General features: G+C 73.3%; 16 protein-coding genes and 1 riboswitch. Of the genes, 7 read left to right on the top strand and 9 right to left on the bottom strand.

All coding sequences use genetic code 11. The annotated features are described in order from the left end of the window. Window positions 1-44: 44 nt before the first annotated feature. Window positions 45-1,496 carry a S8 family peptidase gene (locus ACH4DX_RS07260; RefSeq protein ID WP_398154350.1) on the bottom strand — a complete coding sequence of 484 codons (1,452 nt, stop codon included), beginning with the start codon at window positions 1,494-1,496 and terminating at the stop codon, window positions 45-47. A 415-nt stretch (window positions 1,497-1,911) separates the two neighbouring features. Continuing rightward, entirely contained in the window at window positions 1,912-4,968 is a 3,057-nt protein-coding gene (locus ACH4DX_RS07265) for a LuxR C-terminal-related transcriptional regulator (RefSeq protein WP_398154351.1), read from the bottom strand. A 176-nt stretch (window positions 4,969-5,144) separates the two neighbouring features. On the opposite strand from ACH4DX_RS07265, the gene ACH4DX_RS07270 reads away from it, so the two are divergent. Both ACH4DX_RS07270 and ACH4DX_RS07275 read left to right on the top strand, forming a co-directional pair. Further along, on the top strand, window positions 5,145-5,726 hold the full coding sequence (locus tag ACH4DX_RS07270; RefSeq protein ID WP_398154352.1) for an ATP-binding protein: 582 nt from the start codon (window positions 5,145-5,147) through the stop codon (window positions 5,724-5,726). Window positions 5,727-5,855: 129 nt separating this feature from the next. Continuing rightward, window positions 5,856-6,530 (top strand): TetR/AcrR family transcriptional regulator, encoded by a 675-nt coding sequence (locus tag ACH4DX_RS07275; protein ID WP_398114241.1) that lies wholly within the window; start codon window positions 5,856-5,858, stop codon window positions 6,528-6,530. Between the two features lie 59 nt (window positions 6,531-6,589). On the opposite strand, the gene ACH4DX_RS07280 is transcribed toward ACH4DX_RS07275, so the two are convergent. The 3 genes from ACH4DX_RS07280 to ACH4DX_RS07290 all read right to left on the bottom strand — a co-directional run bounded on the left by ACH4DX_RS07280 (window position 6,590) and on the right by ACH4DX_RS07290 (window position 10,283). Continuing rightward, window positions 6,590-7,801: an alpha-hydroxy-acid oxidizing protein gene (locus ACH4DX_RS07280; RefSeq protein ID WP_398154353.1), complete on the bottom strand. Its 1,212-nt coding sequence runs from the start codon at window positions 7,799-7,801 to the stop codon at window positions 6,590-6,592. A gap of 113 nt (window positions 7,802-7,914) precedes the next feature. Then, entirely contained in the window at window positions 7,915-8,940 is a 1,026-nt protein-coding gene (locus ACH4DX_RS07285) for a cytochrome d ubiquinol oxidase subunit II (RefSeq protein WP_398114243.1), read from the bottom strand. Between the two features lie 5 nt (window positions 8,941-8,945). Continuing rightward, complete coding sequence (locus ACH4DX_RS07290) at window positions 8,946-10,283, bottom strand: cytochrome ubiquinol oxidase subunit I (protein WP_398154354.1); 1,338 nt, start codon at window positions 10,281-10,283, stop codon at window positions 8,946-8,948. A 203-nt stretch (window positions 10,284-10,486) separates the two neighbouring features. Here ACH4DX_RS07290 and ACH4DX_RS07295 point away from each other — a divergent pair, with 203 nt between their 5' ends. The 3 genes from ACH4DX_RS07295 (at window position 10,487) to ACH4DX_RS07305 (ending at window position 13,320) form a co-directional block, all read left to right on the top strand. After that, on the top strand, window positions 10,487-11,431 hold the full coding sequence (locus ACH4DX_RS07295; protein ID WP_398154355.1) for a LysR family transcriptional regulator: 945 nt from the start codon (window positions 10,487-10,489) through the stop codon (window positions 11,429-11,431). A gap of 309 nt (window positions 11,432-11,740) precedes the next feature. Further along, complete coding sequence (locus ACH4DX_RS07300; RefSeq protein WP_398154356.1) at window positions 11,741-12,064, top strand: 2Fe-2S iron-sulfur cluster-binding protein; 324 nt, start codon at window positions 11,741-11,743, stop codon at window positions 12,062-12,064. Next, window positions 12,064-13,320, top strand: coding sequence for an NAD(P)/FAD-dependent oxidoreductase (locus ACH4DX_RS07305; protein WP_398154357.1), 1,257 nt, complete (start codon window positions 12,064-12,066; stop codon window positions 13,318-13,320). Before ACH4DX_RS07300 ends, ACH4DX_RS07305 begins: the two co-directional genes overlap by 1 nt. On the opposite strand, the gene ACH4DX_RS07310 is transcribed toward ACH4DX_RS07305, so the two are convergent. Both ACH4DX_RS07310 and ACH4DX_RS07315 read right to left on the bottom strand, forming a co-directional pair. Beyond that, window positions 13,298-13,738 (bottom strand): hypothetical protein, encoded by a 441-nt coding sequence (locus ACH4DX_RS07310; RefSeq protein WP_398116001.1) that lies wholly within the window; start codon window positions 13,736-13,738, stop codon window positions 13,298-13,300. The two genes, ACH4DX_RS07305 and ACH4DX_RS07310, sit on opposite strands and share 23 nt — an antisense overlap. Next, on the bottom strand, window positions 13,663-15,237 hold the full coding sequence (locus ACH4DX_RS07315) for a carboxylesterase/lipase family protein (protein ID WP_398154358.1): 1,575 nt from the start codon (window positions 15,235-15,237) through the stop codon (window positions 13,663-13,665). The genes ACH4DX_RS07310 and ACH4DX_RS07315 overlap by 76 nt, the downstream gene beginning before the upstream one ends. 370 nt (window positions 15,238-15,607) lie before the next feature. Between ACH4DX_RS07315 and ACH4DX_RS07320 the strand changes: the two genes are divergently transcribed. Next, window positions 15,608-16,780 carry a trypsin-like serine peptidase gene (locus ACH4DX_RS07320; protein ID WP_398154359.1) on the top strand — a complete coding sequence of 391 codons (1,173 nt, stop codon included), beginning with the start codon at window positions 15,608-15,610 and terminating at the stop codon, window positions 16,778-16,780. A gap of 102 nt (window positions 16,781-16,882) precedes the next feature. After that, window positions 16,883-16,969: riboswitch (ZMP/ZTP riboswitch) on the top strand. Between the two features lie 90 nt (window positions 16,970-17,059). Further along, window positions 17,060-17,896 carry a bifunctional 5,10-methylenetetrahydrofolate dehydrogenase/5,10-methenyltetrahydrofolate cyclohydrolase gene (locus tag ACH4DX_RS07325; RefSeq protein ID WP_398116003.1) on the top strand — a complete coding sequence of 279 codons (837 nt, stop codon included), beginning with the start codon at window positions 17,060-17,062 and terminating at the stop codon, window positions 17,894-17,896. 51 nt (window positions 17,897-17,947) lie between these two features. Here ACH4DX_RS07325 and ACH4DX_RS07330 read toward each other — a convergent pair whose 3' ends face one another. Both ACH4DX_RS07330 and ACH4DX_RS07335 read right to left on the bottom strand, forming a co-directional pair. Next, complete coding sequence (locus ACH4DX_RS07330; protein WP_398114257.1) at window positions 17,948-18,601, bottom strand: DUF5825 family protein; 654 nt, start codon at window positions 18,599-18,601, stop codon at window positions 17,948-17,950. A gap of 71 nt (window positions 18,602-18,672) precedes the next feature. After that, entirely contained in the window at window positions 18,673-20,592 is a 1,920-nt protein-coding gene (locus tag ACH4DX_RS07335) for a RiPP maturation radical SAM C-methyltransferase (RefSeq protein WP_398154360.1), read from the bottom strand. Between the last annotated feature and the right edge of the window lie 71 nt (window positions 20,593-20,663).

The following is a 20,663-nucleotide window of genomic DNA, read 5'->3' on the forward strand; positions in this document are numbered from 1 at the left end:
CCGGTGCCGTGACGGCACCGGGCCCCGAGCCGTACGACCGCCGATCAGGAGCCGAGTGCCGTCAGGGTCGCCGTCGCGTCCGCCAGGCCCGCGCCGCACCCTCCGGAGCAGGACCCGGCAAGGGGGCGGGCGTTGCTCTTGACGGTGGACTCGACCTGGGCCGGGGTGATGCCGGGCCTGGCCTGGTACATCAGCGCGGCCAGGCCCGCGATGTGCGGTGCGGCCATGCTGGTGCCCTGGTACGGGACGTAGTTCTCGCTGCCGACGCCGCGGGTGCCGGAGTTCAGCGTGGACAGGATGCCGTTCGCGGTGTTCGGCGACGTCTCGCCGCCGGGGGCGGTGACGTCCACGACACTGCCGTAGTTGGAGTAGGACGCCCTGTTGCCCTCGCGGTCACCGGCCGCGACGGCGATGACGTTCTTGCAGCTCGCGGGGTTGAAGTTCGCGGCGTTGGCGTTCGAGTTCCCGGCCGCGACGACCACCGTGGTGCCGCGTCCCACGGCGGCGTCGATGGCGCTCTGGGTGCCCGCGTCGCACGCGCCGCCGCCGCCCAGGCTCATGTTGATGACGTCGGCGGGGTACGGGTTGTTCGTCACGCCGCGTACGGTGCCGCCGGACGACCAGGTGATGGCGTCGATGATGTCGGCGGTCGTGCCGCCGCACTTGCCGAGCACGCGCACGGGCTGGATCTTCGCCTTGTGGGCGATGCCCGTGATGCCCTTGGCGTTGCCGCCGACGGCTGCGACGGTGCCGGCGACATGTGTGCCGTGCCAGGAGTTGTTGGTGTCGCGGGCGGGGACGGGCTGCCCGTTGGCGTCCGTGCCGCACTCGCCGCGGTTCATCCAGTCGCCGGGGTCCGCGGCGCTGCTGTCGCGGCCGCCGCCGTCCTGGGCCATCCAGGGGTCGGAGACGAAGTCGTACCCGGAGACCACGTTGGCGGCCAGGTCGGAGTGCGCGACGTAACCGGTGTCGATCACCGAGACGTTGACGCCCGCGCCCGTCACGCCCTTGGCCCAGGCCCCAGGGACCCTCATGCCCGCACGGCTCTCGAACAGGTCCCACTGCTGGGAGTACAGGGCGTCGTTGGGGTCGGCCGCGGCGTACATACGGCCGTCGGGAACCACATAGGCGACGTCGGGGTCGGCCGCGAAAGCGCCCATGACCTCCTTGACGTCCTTGCTGTCGAGCTTGTCGCCGAGGTCGACGAGAGCCGCGCCGGTGCCGAGGCGCCGGTCGAAGTCGAGGCTCTCGCCGACGTCCTTCGCCTTGGCGCGGACGTCCTTGTCCGCGTCGGTGTTGGACTTCGCCTCGTCGGTACCTGCCCGGTAGCCGACGATGACGCGCTCGGTCGGTACCGCCTTCGCCACGGAGGCGCCGGGTGCGTCGGCGCGGTCCGGGCCCGGGGCTGCGAGGACGGTGGTGACTCCGGTGCCGAGGACGGCCGCGGCCGTCGCCGCGGCCAGGAGGGATATGCGTGTGCGTGTGGAACCCTTCAAAAAGCTGCCTTTCACGGGCCGGTCCAGGACGCGCCGGACCAGCGGTTCGTACCGTGCATGACAAACGTCCCGCGCCTGCTGAAGGGTGGAACCGGGGTGTGTGGGGGTTCAGCAGGCGCGGTGGTGCGCGGGCGACGCACGGTTCGGGTGCCGGGTCATCGGCGCCCGAGCCGTGCGCGGTGACGGCAGAGCCCCCCGCCTCGCCGTCAGGTGGGCGAGGCACTTGGCTGGATCCCTGCTGCGTGCCGTTGCACGACACCGGTCGGCCGAACGTGCGTCCGTCAGGCATGGCCCGCGTCAGATGAACGTTCGACCAACCGGATGGCAGGGAACTTATGGCCGAGCGGACACCGCGCCTATCCGGAGGCCCCAACCTACGGATACGCAATTAACCAGCGCTTCCCGCCGGGTTGGTCTAGTCCTGACCTGGGGTTTTGATGGTCATGCCGGTGCCGGGGCCGTCAACGGCGCTTGGCTCCGGGGTGATTGCACGCTTCTCGGCCGCGGCGGCTTCGGAGGTTCCAGCGGCCTTGGCGGCCTCGGCTTCAGCGACTTCGATCGTTGCAGCCGCTCCGGTCGCCTCGGCCGCTCCGGTCGCCTCGGCCGTCTCGTTCACCTCGGCCGTCTCGGCCGTCTCGGCCGCCTCGTCGGAGTAGCTGCCGACGATCGCCAGTTCCTGCCGGGTCGCGGTGCCGAGCTTGCGCATGGCCCGGGCGACATGCTGTTCGACGGTGCGGGGCGACAGGTGCAGCGTGGTGGCGATCTCGCGGTTGGTCAGGCCGTTGCCCGCCAGCTCCGCGACCTCGCGCTCCCGGGGCGAGAGCTGGTCGCGGTACGAGGGCCGCCCCGGCCTGCGCCGGTCCTTCTCCTTCTCCGGCTGGTGGGCACGGGACACCGCGCGTACCCGGGCGGCGTCCCAGGCCGCACCGAGGTCGCCGAACTGCCGGGCGGCGAAGGCGAGTTCCGCCAGGGCCCGGTCGCGGCGTCCGCCGTGCGCGCCGCCGTCCGCGGCCCCGGGGCGCGCGCCGCCCCCTTCCGTGCCCGCGCCCCCGTCGTCGCCGTACGTCCCGAGGTCCACGAGCTCCAGGCCGCAGCGCCCGGCACCCTCGGCCGTCAGGGCCCTGGCGTAGGGCCGGGGCAGCGCGGCGAACGCGGCCCCCGCCTCCTGGTAGCGGGTCACGGCCTGCTCCAGGTCGCCCGTGGCTTCGGCGAGCACGGCTCGGGTCCACACCAGGGACGCCTCGGCGGCGGGGGACTTCAGGCCGCGCAGACCCCGGGCGAAGGCGTCCACGATGCAGCGGGCCCCGGGCGCGTCACCGTCGCGGGCCAGCGCCTCCACGGCCCACGGCGCGAGTTCCGCCGCCCATACGAAGACGCCCTTGGCCAGGATGTTCGCCCATGCGGTACGGGCCTGCTCCGCGGCGCCCGCGAAGTCCTGCCGTGCCAGGGCCAGCCGGATGAGGGCTCCCGCGAGTGTCGCTCCGAGGGGCGCGGCGGCGTGCTCGGCCAGGGGCGCGTCCTTGCCGGACAGCCATGACGCCGCCGGGCCCCAGCCGCCCCTGGCGAGGTTCAGCAGGCCGAGGACGGTGCGGGCGTCGGCGGAGATGACGGGCATGTCGTCTGTCTCCCTGACGAACTCCGCACAGCGTTCGCCGAGGCCCTCCCACCGTCCGGTGGCCCATTCCAGCAGCAGCCGGGTGCCGAGTGCCGTCCGCTCGGTGTAGGGCGCCCCGCTGCGGGCGGACAGTTCGAGGCCGTCGGCGAGGAGTTCGCGCGCCCGGTCGTAGTAGCCGAGCCAGACCGCGGAGTCAGCGGCGTTGCACAGGCCGCGCGCCACGTGCCTGCGGCAGCGGGGGTCCGGGCTGTCGAAGGGCAACGCCTGCAACAACTGCCAGCCTTCGGGGTTGCCGTAGCTGAGGGCGAGGCCCGCCCGGTTCGCGGCCACCGCGGTCTCCACGACCTCGTCGCCGCTGTCCGCGCTCGCCGCCTCGGCGTCCCGCATCCAGGCGAGGTGGACCTCCAGGGAGTTCCCCGGCCAGTAGGGCATCGCGAGCGCCGACATGGCCCGGGCCGCCAGCTCCGGCCGCTCCTCGCGCAGCTCCGCTGCCGACTGCTCCAGTTCGGCCCAGCCGTGGGTGCTCATGCCGACCTGGTTGCACAGGAGCAGCCCCAGGTCCAGGCGCATCTCGCCGCGTACGGCCGTGGGCAGCCCCTCGTCCCGCACGATCTGCGTCAGGACCTCGACCGTCTGGTCCGAGCGCAGGCCGACGACGGCGCTGCCCGCGAGCACGGGGGCGAGGCGCGCCCGCGCGTGCTGCGGTACGAGGGGGGACGCGAGGGTGCCTTCGAGCAGGGTGATGGCGTCCTGGTGGCGGCCCTCGGCGGCGGCCTGCCTTGCCGCCTCCTCGACGGCCCGCAGCCAGGCCACCACCCGGCCCCCGGCCCGGTGGTGGCGGGCGAGGGCCGCCCAGGGCACCGGCTGCCGGCGTTGCAGCACGGCCGCCGCCCGGCCGTGCAGCTCCTGGCGTACGGGCCCCGGTACCGTCTCCAGGACGGCCGCCGCCGCGAGCGGGACCGGCAGGGCGTAACGGTGCTCGGCGTCCTCCACCAGGGCGGCCCGCGCGAGGGCGCCGAGCAGCGCACCCTGGCCCGCACCTCCCCCAGCCGGAGCCACCGGGGCACCCTGTCCGCCGTCCTCCGGCCCTGGGAAGCCCTCGCGCTCCGGCCCCGGGGCGCTCGGCGCACCCGCGCCACCGTCCTCGGGCCCCGCCACCTCCAGCAGGTCCTCGGCGGTCGCGGGCTCGCCGAGGACCGCCGCTGCCCACACCACGCGCCGCGCGGGCCCCGGCAGGGCGTGCGTGCGGCTCAGTATCAGCTCGGCGAGGCGGACGGGGACGCCCGCCGCGTCGACGTCGGCCGGGGTGCAGCGCCTTCCCGCGCTGTCCCGCAGGACGGCAAGGACATCCGTCACCACCCGCGCCACGCCGCCCGACCGCTCGTGCAGCCGCGCCACGGCCTGGGGCGTGCACCCCTCCCCCAGGACCTCCTTGGCCGCCTCCTCCACCTGCCCGGCGTCCCACGGCCGCACCACGTGACGCAGCACGACGAGGTCGTCCCCGTACCGGAGCGGGGCAGGGCCGAGCGGCAGACCGGGGCACGCCAGTTCCTCGGGGCGGTAGGTGACGACGACGGCGAGCCGCGGCCACGGGTTCCGCAGGAGACCCCGTACCCGGGCCAGCTCCTCGTCGTCGGCCCGGTGCACGTCGTCCACCAGGACCAGCGCGGGCCGCTCGGTGTCGATCACCGGCGGCTTTCCCTCGCCGCACCGCCAGGTCGCCACCGTGCCCGCCGCTTCCGGCAGCCCGGCCAGGCGGCGCAGCAGACGGCTCTTGCCGGTGCCCGCGGCTCCGCCGACGAGCACGAGCACGGGGCCGGCGCCCTTTTCGGTCAGCGTCCGCCGGATCCGACCCACCCAGAATGCCTCACCCTGTGTGACCACATCGCTCCCGACCGCTGTCCACCAGGCCTTCCGGGTTTCTTTGCGTATCCGTATTTCGCCCGGCACTGATTGTTTTTGGCCCCTGCCGGTTGTCAGCGTGAGAGGCACCAGCGTTGCGACACCGCGGGCCAAGCAAGCGGGAGGACCGCATGATCACCGCCCAGCACGAGCACCAACCCCGAACGGGCACCGGTGCGGCCCCGGCCGACGCCATGGCGTTCCCGGGGCGGAGGGGCGCGCAGCGTGAGGCGCTCACCAGCCTGCCCGCCACGGCGGAGGCCGCCCCGGCCATGCGCCGCTTCGCGACGACGTCCGCGCGCGCCTGGCACCTCGGCGCCGACGCCCGCGAGGCACTGACGCTCGTCGTCACTGAGCTGGTCACAAATGTCATACTGCACAGCGGCAGCCCCCGTGTCACCCTGCGGCTCCGGCTCATCCCCGACGCCCTCCAGATCGAGGTCCACGACACCGGCTGCTGGCACCGCAGCGTCACGCGGCGCACCGGGGCAGGCGGCCCCGGCCGCGTGGACAGCCTCGGCCTCGTGGAGAGCCCCGACCGCGCGAACGGCACCGACCGCGTGCACAGCACCGACCCCGCCGAGGACCCGGCGGACCTCCTCCACGCCGAGTCCGGGCGCGGCCTCGCCCTCGTGGAGGCCTACACGGCCCACACCACGATCCGCCCCTCCCGCACCGGCACGACCGTCCTTGCCGAGCTGCCCCTCACCTGAACCGCGACGACCGCGACGATCAGGGGTCCGGCGAGAAGCACTCGTCAGTAGCCCTCGGCAATAGCCCTCGTGATAGCTTCTCACTAGAACATGTGCCTATAGCTGACGAGGGAGGGAAAGCGGCCCGCCATGGCGACGACGAGCAGCACGACGACCCCGCGCGAGCGCTACCGCGCCCAGATCCGGGCGGAGATCAAGCAGCACGCCCGGGAGCAGATCGCCACCGCCGGAGCCTCGGCGCTCTCCCTCAACGCGATCGCCAAGCAGATGGGGATGAGCGGCCCCGCCCTCTACCGGTACTACCTCAACCGCGACGAGCTGATCACCGAACTCATCAGGGACGCCTACCGCAGCCTCGCCGACGCCATCCGCGCGGTCTCCGGACCCGGCACCGGGCTCGGCGTCCTCGCGCATGCCCTGCGCCGCTGGGCCCTGGACGATCCCCAGCGGTACTTCCTCATCTACGGCACCCCGGTCCCCGGCTACCACGCGCCCGACGACACCACCGCCATCGCGGACGAGATCATGACGGCGCTGCTCGACGCCTGCCCCCCGGCGCTCCCCGGCGCCCCCGCGTCCCCGCTCGACGCCCACCTCGAAGAGCACCGGACCTGGGCCGTCGAGCACCCCGCACCCCCCGCCGCCCTGCGCCGGGCGCTGTCCTTCTGGACCAGGCTGCACGGCGTCCTGTCCCTGGAGCTCGCCGGGCACTTCACCGGCATGGGGTTCGACGCCGCCCTGCTGTTCGCGGCGGAGCTGGACGACCTGCTCGCCGATGCGGGCGGGCCGTCCGGCCCCCGGTGACCCAGCCGCTCACGGCGACGCACCCGTGCACGGTGCCTCATCCGTGCACGGTGCCGCGCTCATCGGTGCTCGCGGCCGCCCGCACCGCAGCACACGCGGCGCAGCGCGGACGGGACGAGGTCCGCGACGGCGGGGTAGCCGTCGACCGCCATGGTCAGGTCCGCTTCGGCGAGCAGTGAGCGCAGCACGTGCACGACGCCGTCCGTGCCGTTCAGGGCCAGACCGTAGACGTAGGGGCGGCCGACGCCCACGGCCGTGGCGCCGAGGGCCAGGGCCTTGACGACGTCGGCGCCGGAGCGCACCCCGGAGTCGAAGAGGACGGGCAGTCCGTCGACGGCTTCGACGACCTCGGGCAGGACGTCGAGCGCGGGCAGCCCGCCGTTGGCCTGGCGGCCCCCGTGGTTGGAGACGTAGACGCCGTCGGCGCCGAGGTCCTTGGCGCGCCGCGCGTCGTCGGGGTGGCAGATGCCCTTCAGGATCAGCGGCAGCGTGGTCAGGGACCGCAGCCAGGGAAGGTCGTCCCAGGTGAGGGGCTTGCCGAAGATCCGGGCCCAGGTCAGGGCGAGGTCACCGGGGTCGTTCTCGCGTCCCGGGGTGCGCAGGGCGCGGAAGGCGGGGTCGCTGGTGTAGTTGGCCAGGCAGTGGCCGCGCAGCTGCGGGAAGTTGGCGGTGGCCAGGTCACGGGGGCGCCATCCCGATATCCAGGTGTCGAGGGTGACGACGATGCCCGCGAAGCCCGCTTCCTCGGCGCGGTGGACGAGGCTCTCCGCCAGGGCCCGGTCCGTCGGGGTGTAGAGCTGGAAGTAGCCGGGGGTGTCGCCCAGTTCGGGCGCGACCTCCTCCATCGGGTCGGCGCTCAGCGTGGAGGCGACCATGGGCACGCCGGTGCGGGCGGCGGCACGGGCGGTCGCCTGGTCCCCGTGCCCGTCCCGTGCGCAGATGCCGAGGACTCCGACGGGCGCCATGAACAGCGGCGAGGGCAGTGTCGTACCGAACAGGTCGACGGACAGGTCACGCCGTTCGGCGCCCACGAGCATGCGCGGGACCAGGCCCCAGCGCGCGAAGGCGGCGCTGTTGGCGTCCTGGGTGCACTCGTCCCCGGCACCGCCTGCCACGTACGACCACACCCCGGGTGGCATGGCGTGCCGGGCCCGTTCCGCCAGCTCGCGGAAGCCCATGGGGTGTTCGGGGGCGATGCCGAACAGGCCGTTCAGATAGATCTCGTTCTGGTAGTTGCTGTAGGGCTGCGGTGCGCCGGCGGGGTGGGACATCGTGATCACGGCCTCTCTCAGCGGCTGCGGGGCGGTCCCCGATGCGTGTGCCGCACATCGGGTGGTGCCCTTCTTACACGTTCGGGCACCCGCCGCCAGGGCGCAGAGTAACTTCAGAAGTAGCTGGGGTGGCGGCGGCCCGTGCGGCCCCGGAAGGCCCACCAGCTCCACGACTGGTACGCGAGGACCACCGGGACCACCAGGACCCCGAACCCGCTGAGGATCCTCAAGGTGGCGTGGTCGGTGACGGCGTGGCCGATGTCGAGCCCCGTGCCCGCCGAGCTGATCAGGAGGTACGGGTAGTGCCCCGCCCCCACCAGGAGCACGGGGAGGGCGGTCGCGCAGCAGGTGGCCGCGAACGCCCGGACGCGGTGCCCGTGGACGAACGACCACCAGGCTCCGGCGAGCGCCGCCGCGAGCAGGGCGGCGACGACAGCCGAGGTCACGCGGTTCGTCATGGCGGCGCCCGCCCCGAACAGCGTCAGGAGCAGCGCGAGCGCGCCGACGGCGGCGACTCCGCGCAGCAGCCGCGCCCCCACCCCGAGTGCGTGCGCGGCGAGTTCGGGTCCGGAGCGCAGCGCGACGAAGCCCGCGCCGTGCGCCGCGAACAGGAGCGCGGTGGTCACGCCGCAGGCCAGCACGAACGGCGAGAACACGGCACCGAAGCCGATGTGGAAGCTTCCGTCGGCCCGCCGCGGCACGCCGTGCAGCAGCAGCCCGACGACGAGCCCCCAGCACAGGGCGGGCAGCGCGCCGCCGAACACGATCAGGGCGCCCCACACCCGGCGGGCGCGGGCCCCGCCGGAGCGGCCGCGCAGCTGGATCGCCGCGTTGCCGAGGACGAGGCCGACGAGGATCGCCACGATCAACGGGTAGAGGCCGGAGAGCAGGGTGCCCTCCAGGTGCGGGAAGGCACCGAACAGGACGCCGGTGAAGGCGACGAGCCAGACCTCGTTGCCGAGGAAGAACGGCGCGATGGCGTCGAGGGCGCCGTTGCGGCCCCCGTGCTCCTTTGCCGCGCCGTCCCGGCTGCCGAAGCAGGGGTGCAGCATCTGCACGCCGTAGTCGTAGCCGCCGAGCACGAAGTACCCGGCGAGAAGCAGGCCGAGGAGGGCCAGCCACAGGGTCTCCAGACTCATCTCGCTCACCTTTCCGTGGCAGAGGGGGACGTGGGTGCCTGCGACGGCGGCCCGGCGGACAGGCCGACGGGGAGCGGCCCGGTGGCCACAGGCGATTCGGTGGCGGGGAGCGGCTCGGTCGTACCGAGCTGTGTGGCGTCCGGGCCACGCCGGGCGAAGCGCGTGATCAGCGTCCAGTTCGTCACCGCGAGTGCGACGAAGACGGCGACGAAGACGGTGCACGACACGGCCACCGCCGTCGTGCTCACACCGGAGAACGCGTCCTCCACCGTCAACTGTCCGTAGACCAGCCAGGGCTGCCGCCCGACCTCGCGCACCACCCAGCCGCCCACGGAGGCGACGAAGGGGAAGGGGACCATCGCCACCAGGACGTACAGGACGAGGCGGCGGCGCAGCAGCCAGTCCCTCCACAGCAGGACGACGGCGATGAGCGTGATGGTGGACACGGTGTTGCCGATGACGGTCATCACGTCCATCGAGATCCGCACCGTGTCCTGCCAGGGCACGTAGTCGCCGGGCCCGTGCTCCTCGACGAGCCGCGCCTGCGCCTCGGCGACGCCGCTGTTCCTCAGCACCGCGTCCTTCATGGGCTGGGTCCGTTCGATCACGGGCCGCTGCATCTCGCCGACGACGACCACGAAGAAGGAGGCGACCGCGGCCGTCCAGAGCCCGAGGCGCAGGGACCCGCGGAACAGTTCGGTCTCCGTGGTGCGCCCGAGGAAGTGGTGGGCGCTCACTCCGGCGACGAAGACGCCGCCCGTCGTCAGCGCGGCGAGCGCGACGTGGACGAGCGCCACCAGGGCACTGGAGTTGCTCAGGAGCGCCCCGAAGTCGGTCAAGTAGGCGGCCCCGTCGCGGACTTCGTAGCCGACGGGATGCTGCATGAAGCCGTTGGCAATCATGATCCAGTACGCGGAGGCGTACGCGGTCAGGGCGACGAGCCAGATGAGCGTGACGTGTACGCCCTTGCGCAGGCGGCCCCAGCCGAAGATCCACATGCCGAGGAAGGTGGACTCGGCGAAGAAGGCGATGAGGGTTTCGAGTGCCAGCGGGGCGCCGAAGACATTGCCCGCGAACTTGCTCAGGCCGCTCCAGCTCAGGCCGAACTGGAACTCCATGACGAGGCCGGTGACGATGCCGACCGCGTAGTTGATGACATAGAGCTGGCCCCAGAAGCGCGTCCTGCGCTCCCCGACCGCTCTCTTGACGGGATCACGGGTGAACGCGGCCCTGGTGTGCATGATCGCCACAAGGGGGACCAGCCCCATGGTGAGGATCACGAACAGCCAGTGGATGCCGGTCGTGGCCGCGAACTGGAGCCGGGCCAGATCCGCAGCGCTCATGGTGCGACCTTCCTGCTTCGACAGTCGACGAGGGAATGGGGGGCGTTGGGGGGGGCCGGCCGCATCGCGTGTGCAGGTGTCGGACGCGGTGGTCCGGAATCTGCGCGGTGACCCGTGGACGACCGTAGGGAAGTTCGCTTATGCGTTCCAAGACCGGTTTCGCTATGTAACGATGACTGTGCGGGCATGAGTGGAGGTGGACCGTGGATCTCTTGCAGTTGCGTTACTTCCAGGTCGTCGCCCGGTACGAGCACATCAGCCGGGCCGCGGAGGAGCTGCGCGTCGCCCAGCCCTCCCTCAGCCGCACCATCGCGCGTCTGGAGGCCGAGCTCGGCTCCCCGCTGTTCGACCGGCAGGGCCGCCGCATCCGGCTCAACCCGTACGGCGCGATCTTCCTGCGGCACGTCGACCGCGCCCTGAGCGAGCTGGACGACGGCCGCAGGGCGCTGCGCGACGCCCGTGACACCGGGCTCGGCCGGGTGAGCGTCGCCTCCGAGACCCTGCTGACGATCACTCATCTCCTCGGCAGCTTCCGGGCCGCGCACCCCCGCGCCGACGTCCGGCTCTTCCAGTCGACGGCGGAGGAGATGGACCGCAGGCTGCGGGCCCGCGAGGTCGACTTCTGCGTGGCGTCGCAGCCGCTGACCGGCACCGGCCTGAAGTCCGTGGAGCTGGCCCGCGAGGAGGTGCTGCTCGCGGTGCCGCGCGGGCACCGGCTCGACGGACGGGAGAAGGTGACCGTCCCCGAGATCGCCGACGAGCCCTTCGTCACCACACGCCGCGGCCACTGGCAACGCACCCTGCTCGACCGGCTGTTCGCGGCCGAAGGCCTCACCCCGCAGCTGTCCTGCGAGGGCGACGAGCCGGGCGCGAGCCAGGACATGATCAGCGCGGGCCTCGGCATCGGCCTGATCCCGGCGATCTCCCGCCGCGTCGGCACCGACGTCGCGGTCCCTGTCGCCTGGGTGCACATGGACGCGCCGGGCTGCCACCGCGTCCTGTCCCTGGTGTGGAACGGGGACGGCTATCTCTCCGAAGCCGCCCTCAGGTTCCAGGAGTTCTGCACCAGCAGGCCCTTCATGACCCACCGCCTGCCCGACCCCCGGCGCGGCCGCGCCCGCCGCGCCACCCCCTCGGAAACCTCGTAGCCCCGTAGCCCCCTGGCCCGACGGTTCGATGGCCCGATGGTCCGATAGCCCGACCCGGATTTCCTCTGCTACGCTCCGCCGCACCGCCATTCCCCGGGCCCCGGACTTCGCGTGTCCCCACGGCCCACGACTGGCGGCGAGCCGTCAGGGGTGTCGCGTCCCCCAACGGCAACGATCACTTCCGCACTTCCCTGCGCATTTCCCTCCCTTCGCACTTCCCTTCCTTCGCTCTTCCCTTACTTCACCTGTCCAGCGTCCGTGCCGCGGCGCGCTCCCGCGTGCGGCCGGGCGCCGTCGAGGAGTTCCTCCATGCCCAACATCACGTACATCACCGCCGAAGGCACCGAGCGTGCGATCGACGTCCCGGTCGGGACGAGCGTCATGCGCGGTGCGGTCCTCAACGACGTCCCCGGGATCGTCGCCCAGTGCGGCGGCAACGCCCAGTGCGCCACCTGCCACGTCTACGTGGACGAGGCCACCCTCGACAAGCCGGAGCCGCCGCGGCCCGACGAGGACGACATGCTCGGCTTCACCGCCGCCCCCCGGAGGGAGGGCAGCAGGCTGAGCTGCCGCCTCCAGGTCACCGAGGACCTCGACGGCCTCGTCGTCCGCCTCCCGGAACGGCAGTACTGATGAGCACCGGCGCACCGCCCGCTTCCGTCGTCGTCGTAGGAGCGGGACAGGGCGGCCAGCAGACCGCGGTGTCCCTGCGCGAACACGGCTACCAGGGACGCGTCACCCTCATCAGCGGCGAGGACGCGCTGCCCTACGAACGTCCGCCGCTGTCGAAGGCGTACCTAGAGGACGGCGCGTACCTCCGCGGCGACGAGCAGCTGTGGCTGCGGCCCGCCACGTACTACGTGAACCAGTCGATCGATCTGGTCGCGGGCACCGTGACGGGGATCGACCGGACGGCGCGCGCGGTCCGCCTCGCCGACGGGTCCTCGTACGGGTACGGCCATCTCGTCCTCGCCACCGGGGCCCGCGCCCGCACGCTCGGCGTGCCGGGGGCCGGGCTGCGCGGCGTGCACACCCTGCGCACCGCGCGGGACGCCGCCGCGCTCGGGGCTTCGCTCGCCGCCGCCCGCCGCGCGGTGGTGATCGGCGCCGGGCTCATCGGGCTCGAGTTCGCCGCCGTGGCCCGGGAGTCGGGGTGTGCGGTGACGGTCGTGGAGGCACAGAGCCGCCCCCTAGCCCGCGTCGTGTCGGCGCGGGCCGCGGCGCACTTCACCCGGCTGCACCGGGAAGCGGGCACCCGCGTGCTGTTCGGCCAGAGGGTGGCGGCGCTGCACGGGAGCCGCCGCGGGGAGGTGACGGCGGTGGAGACGGCCGCCGGGCTGCGGCTGCCCGCCGACCTCGTCCTGGTCGCGGTGGGCGCCGTCCCGCACACGGAGCCGGCCGCAGCGGCCGGTCTGCCCGTGGACGACGGCATCACCGTCGACGCGCGGCTGCTGACCGCCGATCCGCACATCTCGGCCGTCGGTGACTGCGCGTCGTTCCCCGCGCCCCGCACCGGGGAGCGGCTGCGGCTCGCATCGGTGCAGAACGCCGTCGGCCACGGCAGGCTCGTCGCCGAGCGGCTGACGGGGAGCCTGCGCGCCTACGACGAACTGCCCTGGTTCTGGAGCCGTCAGTTCTCCACGACCCTTCAGATCGCCGGGTTCGACAAGGCGCCCGACCGCGAGGTGGTGCTCGGTGAGCACCCCGACGCGTTCTCGGTGCTCCTCTTCCGGGGGAACGAGCTGCGGGCCGTCGAGTCCGTGAACCGCCCCGGCGACCACATCGCGGCCCGCCGCCTCCTCCACCGGCGGATCCCGCCGACCCCGGCCGAAGCGACCGCACCGGGCTTCACGCTCAAGGGATACCTCACGGGGGCGTCGGCCGGGTGATCGCGGCGAGGGCGGCACGGAGTTCCGTGTCGCCCTGCCGCGGCGGGCCGTCCCTGCGGACGGCGATGTGACCGTCCGGCCGGACGAGCAGCGCCCCGTGCGGGCCGAGACCCCAGCGGACGGCGTGTTCTTCGGGGAGGTGCTCGACGCGCACCGGCCAGGGTCCGGTGACGAACCGCTCCCAGCGGGCCGGGTCCGGGGTGAGCAGCGTGAACCACTCGCCGCAGGCGTCGAGCGTGGAACGTCCGGACGCGGCGCGGCCGGGCCCGGGCCCTCCCCCAGGCTGGGGTTCGGGGCCTTCGGGCGTGAGCCAGAGGTGCGGCGAGGTGCACCCTGACGCGCTCAGGGCCGCCGGGCCGCCCGGCCGGTCTCCGCGCCCGGGACCGGTTCCATGGCGGTGAACTCGTGCCGGGACCAGATCAGCCGGGACGCCTCCTCCGGGTAGGGGGCGGTGTGGGACGTGGCGTCGAAGACGTGGGTCAGCCGGTCCCGTGCCCCGTACGGGGGCCAGCCCGGGTCGCCGGTCGCGGCGAAGGCCGTCCACGCGCCCGCCATCCGCGCCGACAGGGCGGCGGCCGCGGGCGGGGGCTCCGCGCCCAGGAGCAGAGTCCCGATGTCGCTGCGCAACGTGCCGAAGACGAGCGGGACGTCGAGCCCGTGGCAGGCGCCGGGCGCGCCTCCCAACCCGGGGGCTTCATAGGTGAGTTCGTACAGGTACGCGGTGCCGGCGCCCTCGGCGTGCGCCTCGGCCAGGTGGAGGCTCGGCATGCGGAACAGCCAGTCCGAGAGGACCAGGTCGGCGAGGGCGGTGGGGTCGGCCGCGGCGGGGCCCGCGCGGTAGGCGGCCCGGCCCGCGTCGTCGGGCGCGAACCACGCGAGGGTGGCGGCGGCCTCCTCCTCCGTCACCCGGCCGAGGCGCCCCGCGAGCACGGTGAACAGGCGCGTCTCGTCCCTGGTGTGGCCGCAGAGCAGCTCCACACCGGCGCTCCGTCCCGCCCGCAGCGCCTCCCAGGGCACGCACGGCAGCACGTCACCGTCGACCACGGGGGCGAAGGGCATGCGGGCCCGCGCGGCCCGGCCCCAGCGGGGCTCGTGGCGGGAGATGCCGCCCAGCACGGTGTCGGCCGCGTCCCGGAGCGCGGCGGGGGTCGCCGCCGCCACCTCCGCGAGGGTGGGCGCGACCGCGAGCTCCGCCGCGACGGCGGACCCGATGTCCGCGGCGAGGTCCGTGCCGTAGAAGGGACCCGGCACGCTCTGTGTCACCGCCCTGCGGAAGAGTCCCGCCGCGCGGGGCATGGCGAGCAGGGCGGCGATGGCGCCCGCCCCCGCCGACTCCCCGAAGACGGTCACCCGGCCGGGCTCGCCCCCGAACGCGGCGATGTTCTCCCCCACCCAGCGCAGCGCGGCGACCTGGTCGAACAGCGCGCGGTTGGGCACCGCGCCCTCGAACTGGCCGTAGCCCTCCGCACCGACCCGGTGGTTGAACGTGACGACGACCGTGCCGCGGCGGGCGAGCTCCGTGCCGTCGTAGGCCGGTCCGTCGGAGGTGCCGATCATGTAGACACCGCCGTGTATCCACACCAGGACGGGCAGCCCGGCCCCGGCCGCCGGATCCGGCGTCCACACGTTCACCGTCAGCCAGTCCCCGGTCCCCTCGGCCAGGCCGTCGGGCTCCGCGGCCATGCCGAGCGCGAGGGACTGCGGCGGGCTCTCGCCGAAGGTGTCGGCCCGCCGTGTCCCCTCCCAGGGCGGGGCGGGCTCCGGCGGCGCCAGGCGCAGCGCACCGACCGGCGGCCGCGCGTACGGGATCCCGCGGAAGACGGCGACCTCGCTCCCCCACTGCCCTTGGAGCGTGCCGCCCTGCACGCGGACGACGGGCGGCCGCGGCGCGCCGGGCGGGGTACCGGGAGCTGTCACGTCATGGGCCCCTTTCCTGCCGGGGATTCAGCGTAGGCGGCGCAGGACCGTGACACCACGGGGCGCCAGGGGCAGTTCCCGCGGCGTGCCGGGGACGTGGGGCGGGAGCCCTGTTCGGCCGTCCGCCACGGCTCCGCCATGCGGCAGGGAGTTCCGGGTGGGGTCGCCGCGGCGCTCGGTCGGGGCGACCGGCCGCCCCACTCGCCCATCTCTGACCGGCACACGTCTCACTTTTTGTCATGTACAGACCTATCCTCAGGGGTCGTCAGTGCCCCGTACGGAGTCGGCGTCGGCCTCCCGAGCGCTCGGAGAAGCCGACGCACACCGGCACGCCCGTGCGCGGCAGCTCGCCCCCACCGAGGAGACATCTGTGTTGAAGCGCCTGTTCATGGCCGCCGCCCTCGCGGCCGCGGCCACCCTGGTACCCGCCGCGCCGACGTCGGCGGGCGACGCCGCCCCGGCACGCGCCGAGGCCTCGCCGGTCCCGGCCGTCGGCGAGGAAAGAGCCGTCGACATCGCCCTCAAGTCCGCCGGGAACCGGACACGGCACGAGATCCGGCACCCCGGAGCGGCCTACGTCAAGGTCCACTTCGCCCGCCTCGCGCTGGCGCCCGGCGACCGCCTGACGGTGGCCGACCCGGCCGGACGCGAGGTGCACACCTACCGTGCCGACCCCACCCGGGGGGCCGCACCGCGCGGCGACGCGAGTTTCACCCGGCACGGCCGTGCCGGCTTCGCCGCGATGTCCGTGGACGGGGACACCGCCGTGGTCACCCTGCACACCCGTAGGGGGCGGGATTCGGCCGCGCGCATCGACCGGTACTGGCGCGGCTACACCGGGGCGGAGATCGACGCCAGGAACCCGCGGAGCGTGTGCGGTGCCGACGGCCGCCGTGACGCGGTCTGCTACCGGACCAGCCATCCGGCGCAGTACGCGGCGTCGCGCGGGGTGGCGCGCATGCTGAAGAACGGCAACGGCTGGTGCACCGCCTGGCGCGTGGGCCGGGGCAACCACATGATGTCGAACAACCACTGCGTGAAGAACCAGGCCGAACTCGACACCATCGAGGTGCAGTTCGACTACGACTGCGCCACCTGCGGCGGCAACGACCCGCGCCCCGGCACCAAGGTCGGCGCGAAGGCCCTCCTGCGCACCTCGCCGAGCCTGGACTTCACGCTGTTCGACGTCGACGACTTCGACCGGATCACCCAGTTCGGCACGCTGTTCCTGGAGAACCGCGCGCCGGTCGCGGGCGAGGCGACCTACATAGCGGGACACGGTGACGCCAGGCCCAAGCGCATATCGATCTACGAGGAGCGCGACGGCGGCGCCCTGTGCGGGATACGGAACGCACAGCTCGGCACCGAGGACGTCGGGTACAACTGCGACACATCGGGCGGCAACTCCGGCTCCCCCGTCCTCGCCTCCTCCTCGCACAAGGTGATCGCCCTGCACTGGGGCGGCTCCTGCCCGAACAACATCGGCACCCGCATGGACAAGATCTACCCCCAGGTCCAGGACCTGATCGACAACCGCCCCTAGCCCCCTGCCCCCGTGCGCGGCCCCCGGCGGGAACACTCCGGCCGGGGGCCGCGGCGGCGGCCCGCCCGACCGCCGGGTCACAGCGCGGTGGGGCTAGAGTGGTCTGCGGGCCGTGACTGGCGCTTGGGTGGAGTACCACCGGGGAGCGGTCTGACACAGATGTCGATGCCGTGCGCCTGGGCGACTGGTCAAGCACGCCTGGAGGCGGCCATGTCCCCCACCACGTACGGCACCCCCGCGACGGTCCCCACGGCCCCCGGCTCGGGCTCGGCCCGGCTCATGGACGGCACCGCTCTGGCCCGGCGCGTCGTCGAGGAGACCGCGGCCCGCGCCGCGGAGCTCACCCGTCGCACGGGCGCCGCGCCCTGTCTCGCGACCGTCCTCGTCGGCGAGGACCCCGCATCGGTCACCTATGTGCGCATGAAGCAGAACCGCTGCACGAAGGCGGGCATCGCCTCGCGGCACCTCGCGCTGCCCGCCGCGACCACGACGGGGGAACTCGTCGACACGCTGCGGGCGCTCTCCGAGGACCCCACGGTGCACGGCATCCTGCTCCAGCACCCGGTCGGCGACCACATCGACGAGCGGGCCGCGTTCGAGGCGATCGCGCCGGAGAAGGACGTCGACGGCGTCACGCTCAGCTCGTTCGCCGCGATGAGCTTCGGCAGGCCGGGCTTCGTGTCGTGCACGCCGGGCGGCATCGTGCGGCTCCTCGACGCTCACGACGTGGACCTCTCCGGCAAGAACGCCGTCGTCGTGGGCCGCAGCGCGATCCTCGGCAGACCCGTCGGGATGCTGCTGCTCGCCCGCGACGCCACCGTCACCTACTGCCACTCCCGTACCGCGGACCTGTCCGCGCACCTGCGCGAGGCCGACGTCGTCGTCGCGGCCGTCGGCAGGCCGCGGCTGATCCGCGGCGCGGACATCAAGCCCGGCGCCGTGGTCGTCGACGCCGGATACAACGCGGGCAACGTCGGGGACGTCGACTTCGAAGGCGCCCGTGAGCGGGCCTCCCTGATCACGCCGGTCCCCGGTGGCGTGGGGCCGATGACGATCGCGGTGCTCCTGGCCCAGACGGTGGACGCGGCCGCACGGCAGCTCGGGGCGCGCGCCTAGGTGCGGGCGGCCGGCCCGGGACCTCGGGCCGCGTCCCGGGCCGGCTCCCCCTCAGATGGCGATCGACTGCTGGAGCCAGCGGCTGACGCGGTAGGGGAGCCACCAGGCGTACTCCCCCACGTCCAGGACGAGTTGCTCGGAGCGGAAGTCGTCGAGGGCGGCCTGCGGCACGGTGTCGGCGCGGGCGCCGTGGTCGAGCAGGTCCACGGCCCTCTCGTACTCGGGTTCGTCGGCGGTGAAGCGGCGCAGCTCCCCCCAGCGGCGGTCGCGGATCTGGAGGAAGCCCGGGCCCTTGCGCCACAGGCACTTGCACAGGTAGTGCCCGCGCCGCCAGGAGCGCAGCGACTCCTCGGCGCTCTTCGGGCCGAGCAGCGCGGCGGGTGGCTGGAGGTGGCTGAGCACCCGCCAGGTCTCCCCCGCGTCCGGGGCGAGCCGCAGGTCCCACTCGACCATCACGGCCCGCGCTGTCAGGTCGCGTACGAGGCTCAGGGCGTGCAGGACCGCGGCCGGTTCTTCGGTGGCGGTGAGGTCGACGGGCGCGGGCAGCCGCACCCTGCGGGCGCCGAGCTCCCACAGGCGCGCGGCCTCGCCCTTGGCAGGACCGGGCAGTGGCACCTCGCCGAGGAACATGCCGGGCAGCTCGCACGCGGCGGGGTCGTAGTCACGCCAGGCGAGGAGCGTCGGCGTGGTGAGGGTGGGGGTCATCGGACTCCTGGTGGTTCCTGGGGGGCCTGGGGTGCCTGAGGTTCCTGGGGTGCCGGGATCTCCCGGGCGGGTCAGGCCGGTTCGGGGACGGCGGCGCCCGCTTCCGCGGGTTCGGCGTGGATGTGCCGCATGAAGTCCAGGCGGAGCAGGTCCTCGTTGACCGCGGCCGGGGCGATGTGGACGTACTGACCCGCGTCCGCGAAGACGATGCCGAGGGCGAGCCAGGAGTCGAGGAGTTCCTGGACCTGCTCCTCGTCGCGGGCGGCGCCCGGCACGCGCGCGGCGGCCTTGCGGGTGAGGGCCGAGGTGCTGTGCGGCTGGTCGAGGAGGCGGAAGACGGCGAGCTCGAAGGGGTCGGTCAGCTCCATGGCCCGCCAGTCGAAGGTGCGTCTGCGGCTCACGAGGACGATGCGCTCGCCGTGGTCGTCGTGGGTGAGGCGGGCGTCCGTGTGGTGCTTCTTCCAGTCGGCGAGTGCCGCGTTGAGGGCACCGACCGTGGGCTCGCCGATGCCGCGGGCGGGCGCCTCGAAGACGTACGCCATGTCGTACAGCTCTTTTTCGGGCAGGTCGTAGGTGAAGCGGTAGTGGGCCTCGGGGCGCAGTCCTGTGAAGCCGAGCTCGGGGCGCTCGAAGTAGGGGCTGAAGCGCTCGATCGCGATCCGGGCGGACAGGTCGACGGGCGGGTCGAGGTGTTCGAGGGCGGGGATCTGCGCGATGACCGGGTCGTAGTCCTCGGCGCTCTCACCGGGGAAGCCGTGCAGATAGTTCCAGGCGACGGAGAGGCCGGTCTCGGCGCCGTCGCGCAGCATCCGGATGTTCTGGCAGCCGCTGACGCCCTTGTCCATCAGGTCCAGGACCCGGCTGTTGAGGCTCTCGATGCCGGGCTGTACGTAGATCAGTCCGGCGTCGGCGAGGGTGCGCAGCTGGCTGCGCTTCATGTTGGCCTTGATCTCGATGTGCAGGCGCAGGTCGTAGCCGCTGTCGATGATGCGGGGCAGGACGGTCGTCAGATAGCGCATGTCGAGGATGTTGTCGACGACGTACATGTCGAGGACGCGGTGGCGGCGGGCCAGGTCCATGATCTCTTCGTAGAAGGTGTCCGGGCTCTTGGAGCGGAACTCCATGAACGAGCCGTTGAGCCCGCAGAAGGTGCAGTGGTGCTTCTCGCCCCACCAGCAGCCGCGGGCGCCCTCGACGACCAGTTTGGGCTCCACCCAGTTGCGGGCCACCGACGCGGCGAGGCGCTCGAAGTAGCCGCTGTAGTCGGGGGGCAGGATCGCGGCGGGCGGCAGCGGCTTGGTCGCCATCGCGTTGGCGACGCTCTTCCCGGCCGCGTCGCGGTGGCAGAGGCCGGGGATGTCGTCGAGCGGGGTCCTCTCGGTGAGCGCGGTGAGCAGGCCGGGGAAGGCGGCTTCGCCCTCGCCGCGTACGACGTGGTCGACGAAGGGGAAGTTGCGGTGCACGGCGGCGCCCTGTTCGCCGTCGCAGTTGGCGCCGCCCATGACGGTCACGATGTGCGGGGCGAGTTCCTTGACCCGGCGGGCGGCCGCGAGTGCGGCGGTGTTCTGCTGGAAGGTGGAGGTGAAGCCGACGACGTCGGGTCCGTCCGCCACGATCTGCCGGGCGATCATGTCCACGAACTCGGGGACGGTGCGGTGCAGTTCGCGCGTCATCCTCATCCGCGCCGACTTCAGCTTGCCGGTCATGGTGGCGGTGAACTCGTCGTCGCGCCAGGCCGGGTCGTCGTAGAGGGCGGAGGAGAAGACCCAGTCCCCGCAGCCCATGAAGTACGAGGAGAGCGCGTAGTACTCGTAGTCGTCGCCGGTGAACTCGGTGCGCTCGGTGATCCAGTCGGTGAACATCAGGTTGGCGTGCAGGACCTCGGCACTGGCGCCGGGGACGCGCTCGTCCACACTCCGTTTGAGGATGCCGAGGGCCAGCGACGGCAGGTCGATGGGCGACCAGGGCATGTTGACCAGCAGTACGCGCATGGGCGCTCTCTCCTGACGGTGGTGAGGGCCGGCCGGACCCGGGGGTCCCGGCGGTGGTGCGGGCCGGCCGG

The organism is Streptomyces sp. NPDC017940, assembly GCF_044328435.1.
Taxonomy (GTDB): domain Bacteria; phylum Actinomycetota; class Actinomycetes; order Streptomycetales; family Streptomycetaceae; genus Streptomyces.

Excerpts from the sequence above, each read along its gene's own strand:
- ACH4DX_RS07270 (WP_398154352.1), top strand. The coding sequence starts at position 5,145 with ATGATCACCGCCCAGCACGAGCACCAACCCCGAACGGGCACCGGTGCG.
- ACH4DX_RS07275 (WP_398114241.1), top strand. The coding sequence starts at position 5,856 with ATGGCGACGACGAGCAGCACGACGACCCCGCGCGAGCGCTACCGCGCC.
- ACH4DX_RS07280 (WP_398154353.1), bottom strand. The coding sequence starts at position 7,801 with ATGTCCCACCCCGCCGGCGCACCGCAGCCCTACAGCAACTACCAGAAC.
- ACH4DX_RS07285 (WP_398114243.1), bottom strand. The coding sequence starts at position 8,940 with ATGAGTCTGGAGACCCTGTGGCTGGCCCTCCTCGGCCTGCTTCTCGCC.
- ACH4DX_RS07290 (WP_398154354.1), bottom strand. The coding sequence starts at position 10,283 with ATGAGCGCTGCGGATCTGGCCCGGCTCCAGTTCGCGGCCACGACCGGC.
- ACH4DX_RS07300 (WP_398154356.1), top strand. The coding sequence starts at position 11,741 with ATGCCCAACATCACGTACATCACCGCCGAAGGCACCGAGCGTGCGATC.
- ACH4DX_RS07305 (WP_398154357.1), top strand. The coding sequence starts at position 12,064 with ATGAGCACCGGCGCACCGCCCGCTTCCGTCGTCGTCGTAGGAGCGGGA.
- ACH4DX_RS07325 (WP_398116003.1), top strand. The coding sequence starts at position 17,060 with ATGGACGGCACCGCTCTGGCCCGGCGCGTCGTCGAGGAGACCGCGGCC.
- ACH4DX_RS07330 (WP_398114257.1), bottom strand. The coding sequence starts at position 18,601 with ATGACCCCCACCCTCACCACGCCGACGCTCCTCGCCTGGCGTGACTAC.
- ACH4DX_RS07335 (WP_398154360.1), bottom strand. The coding sequence starts at position 20,592 with ATGCGCGTACTGCTGGTCAACATGCCCTGGTCGCCCATCGACCTGCCG.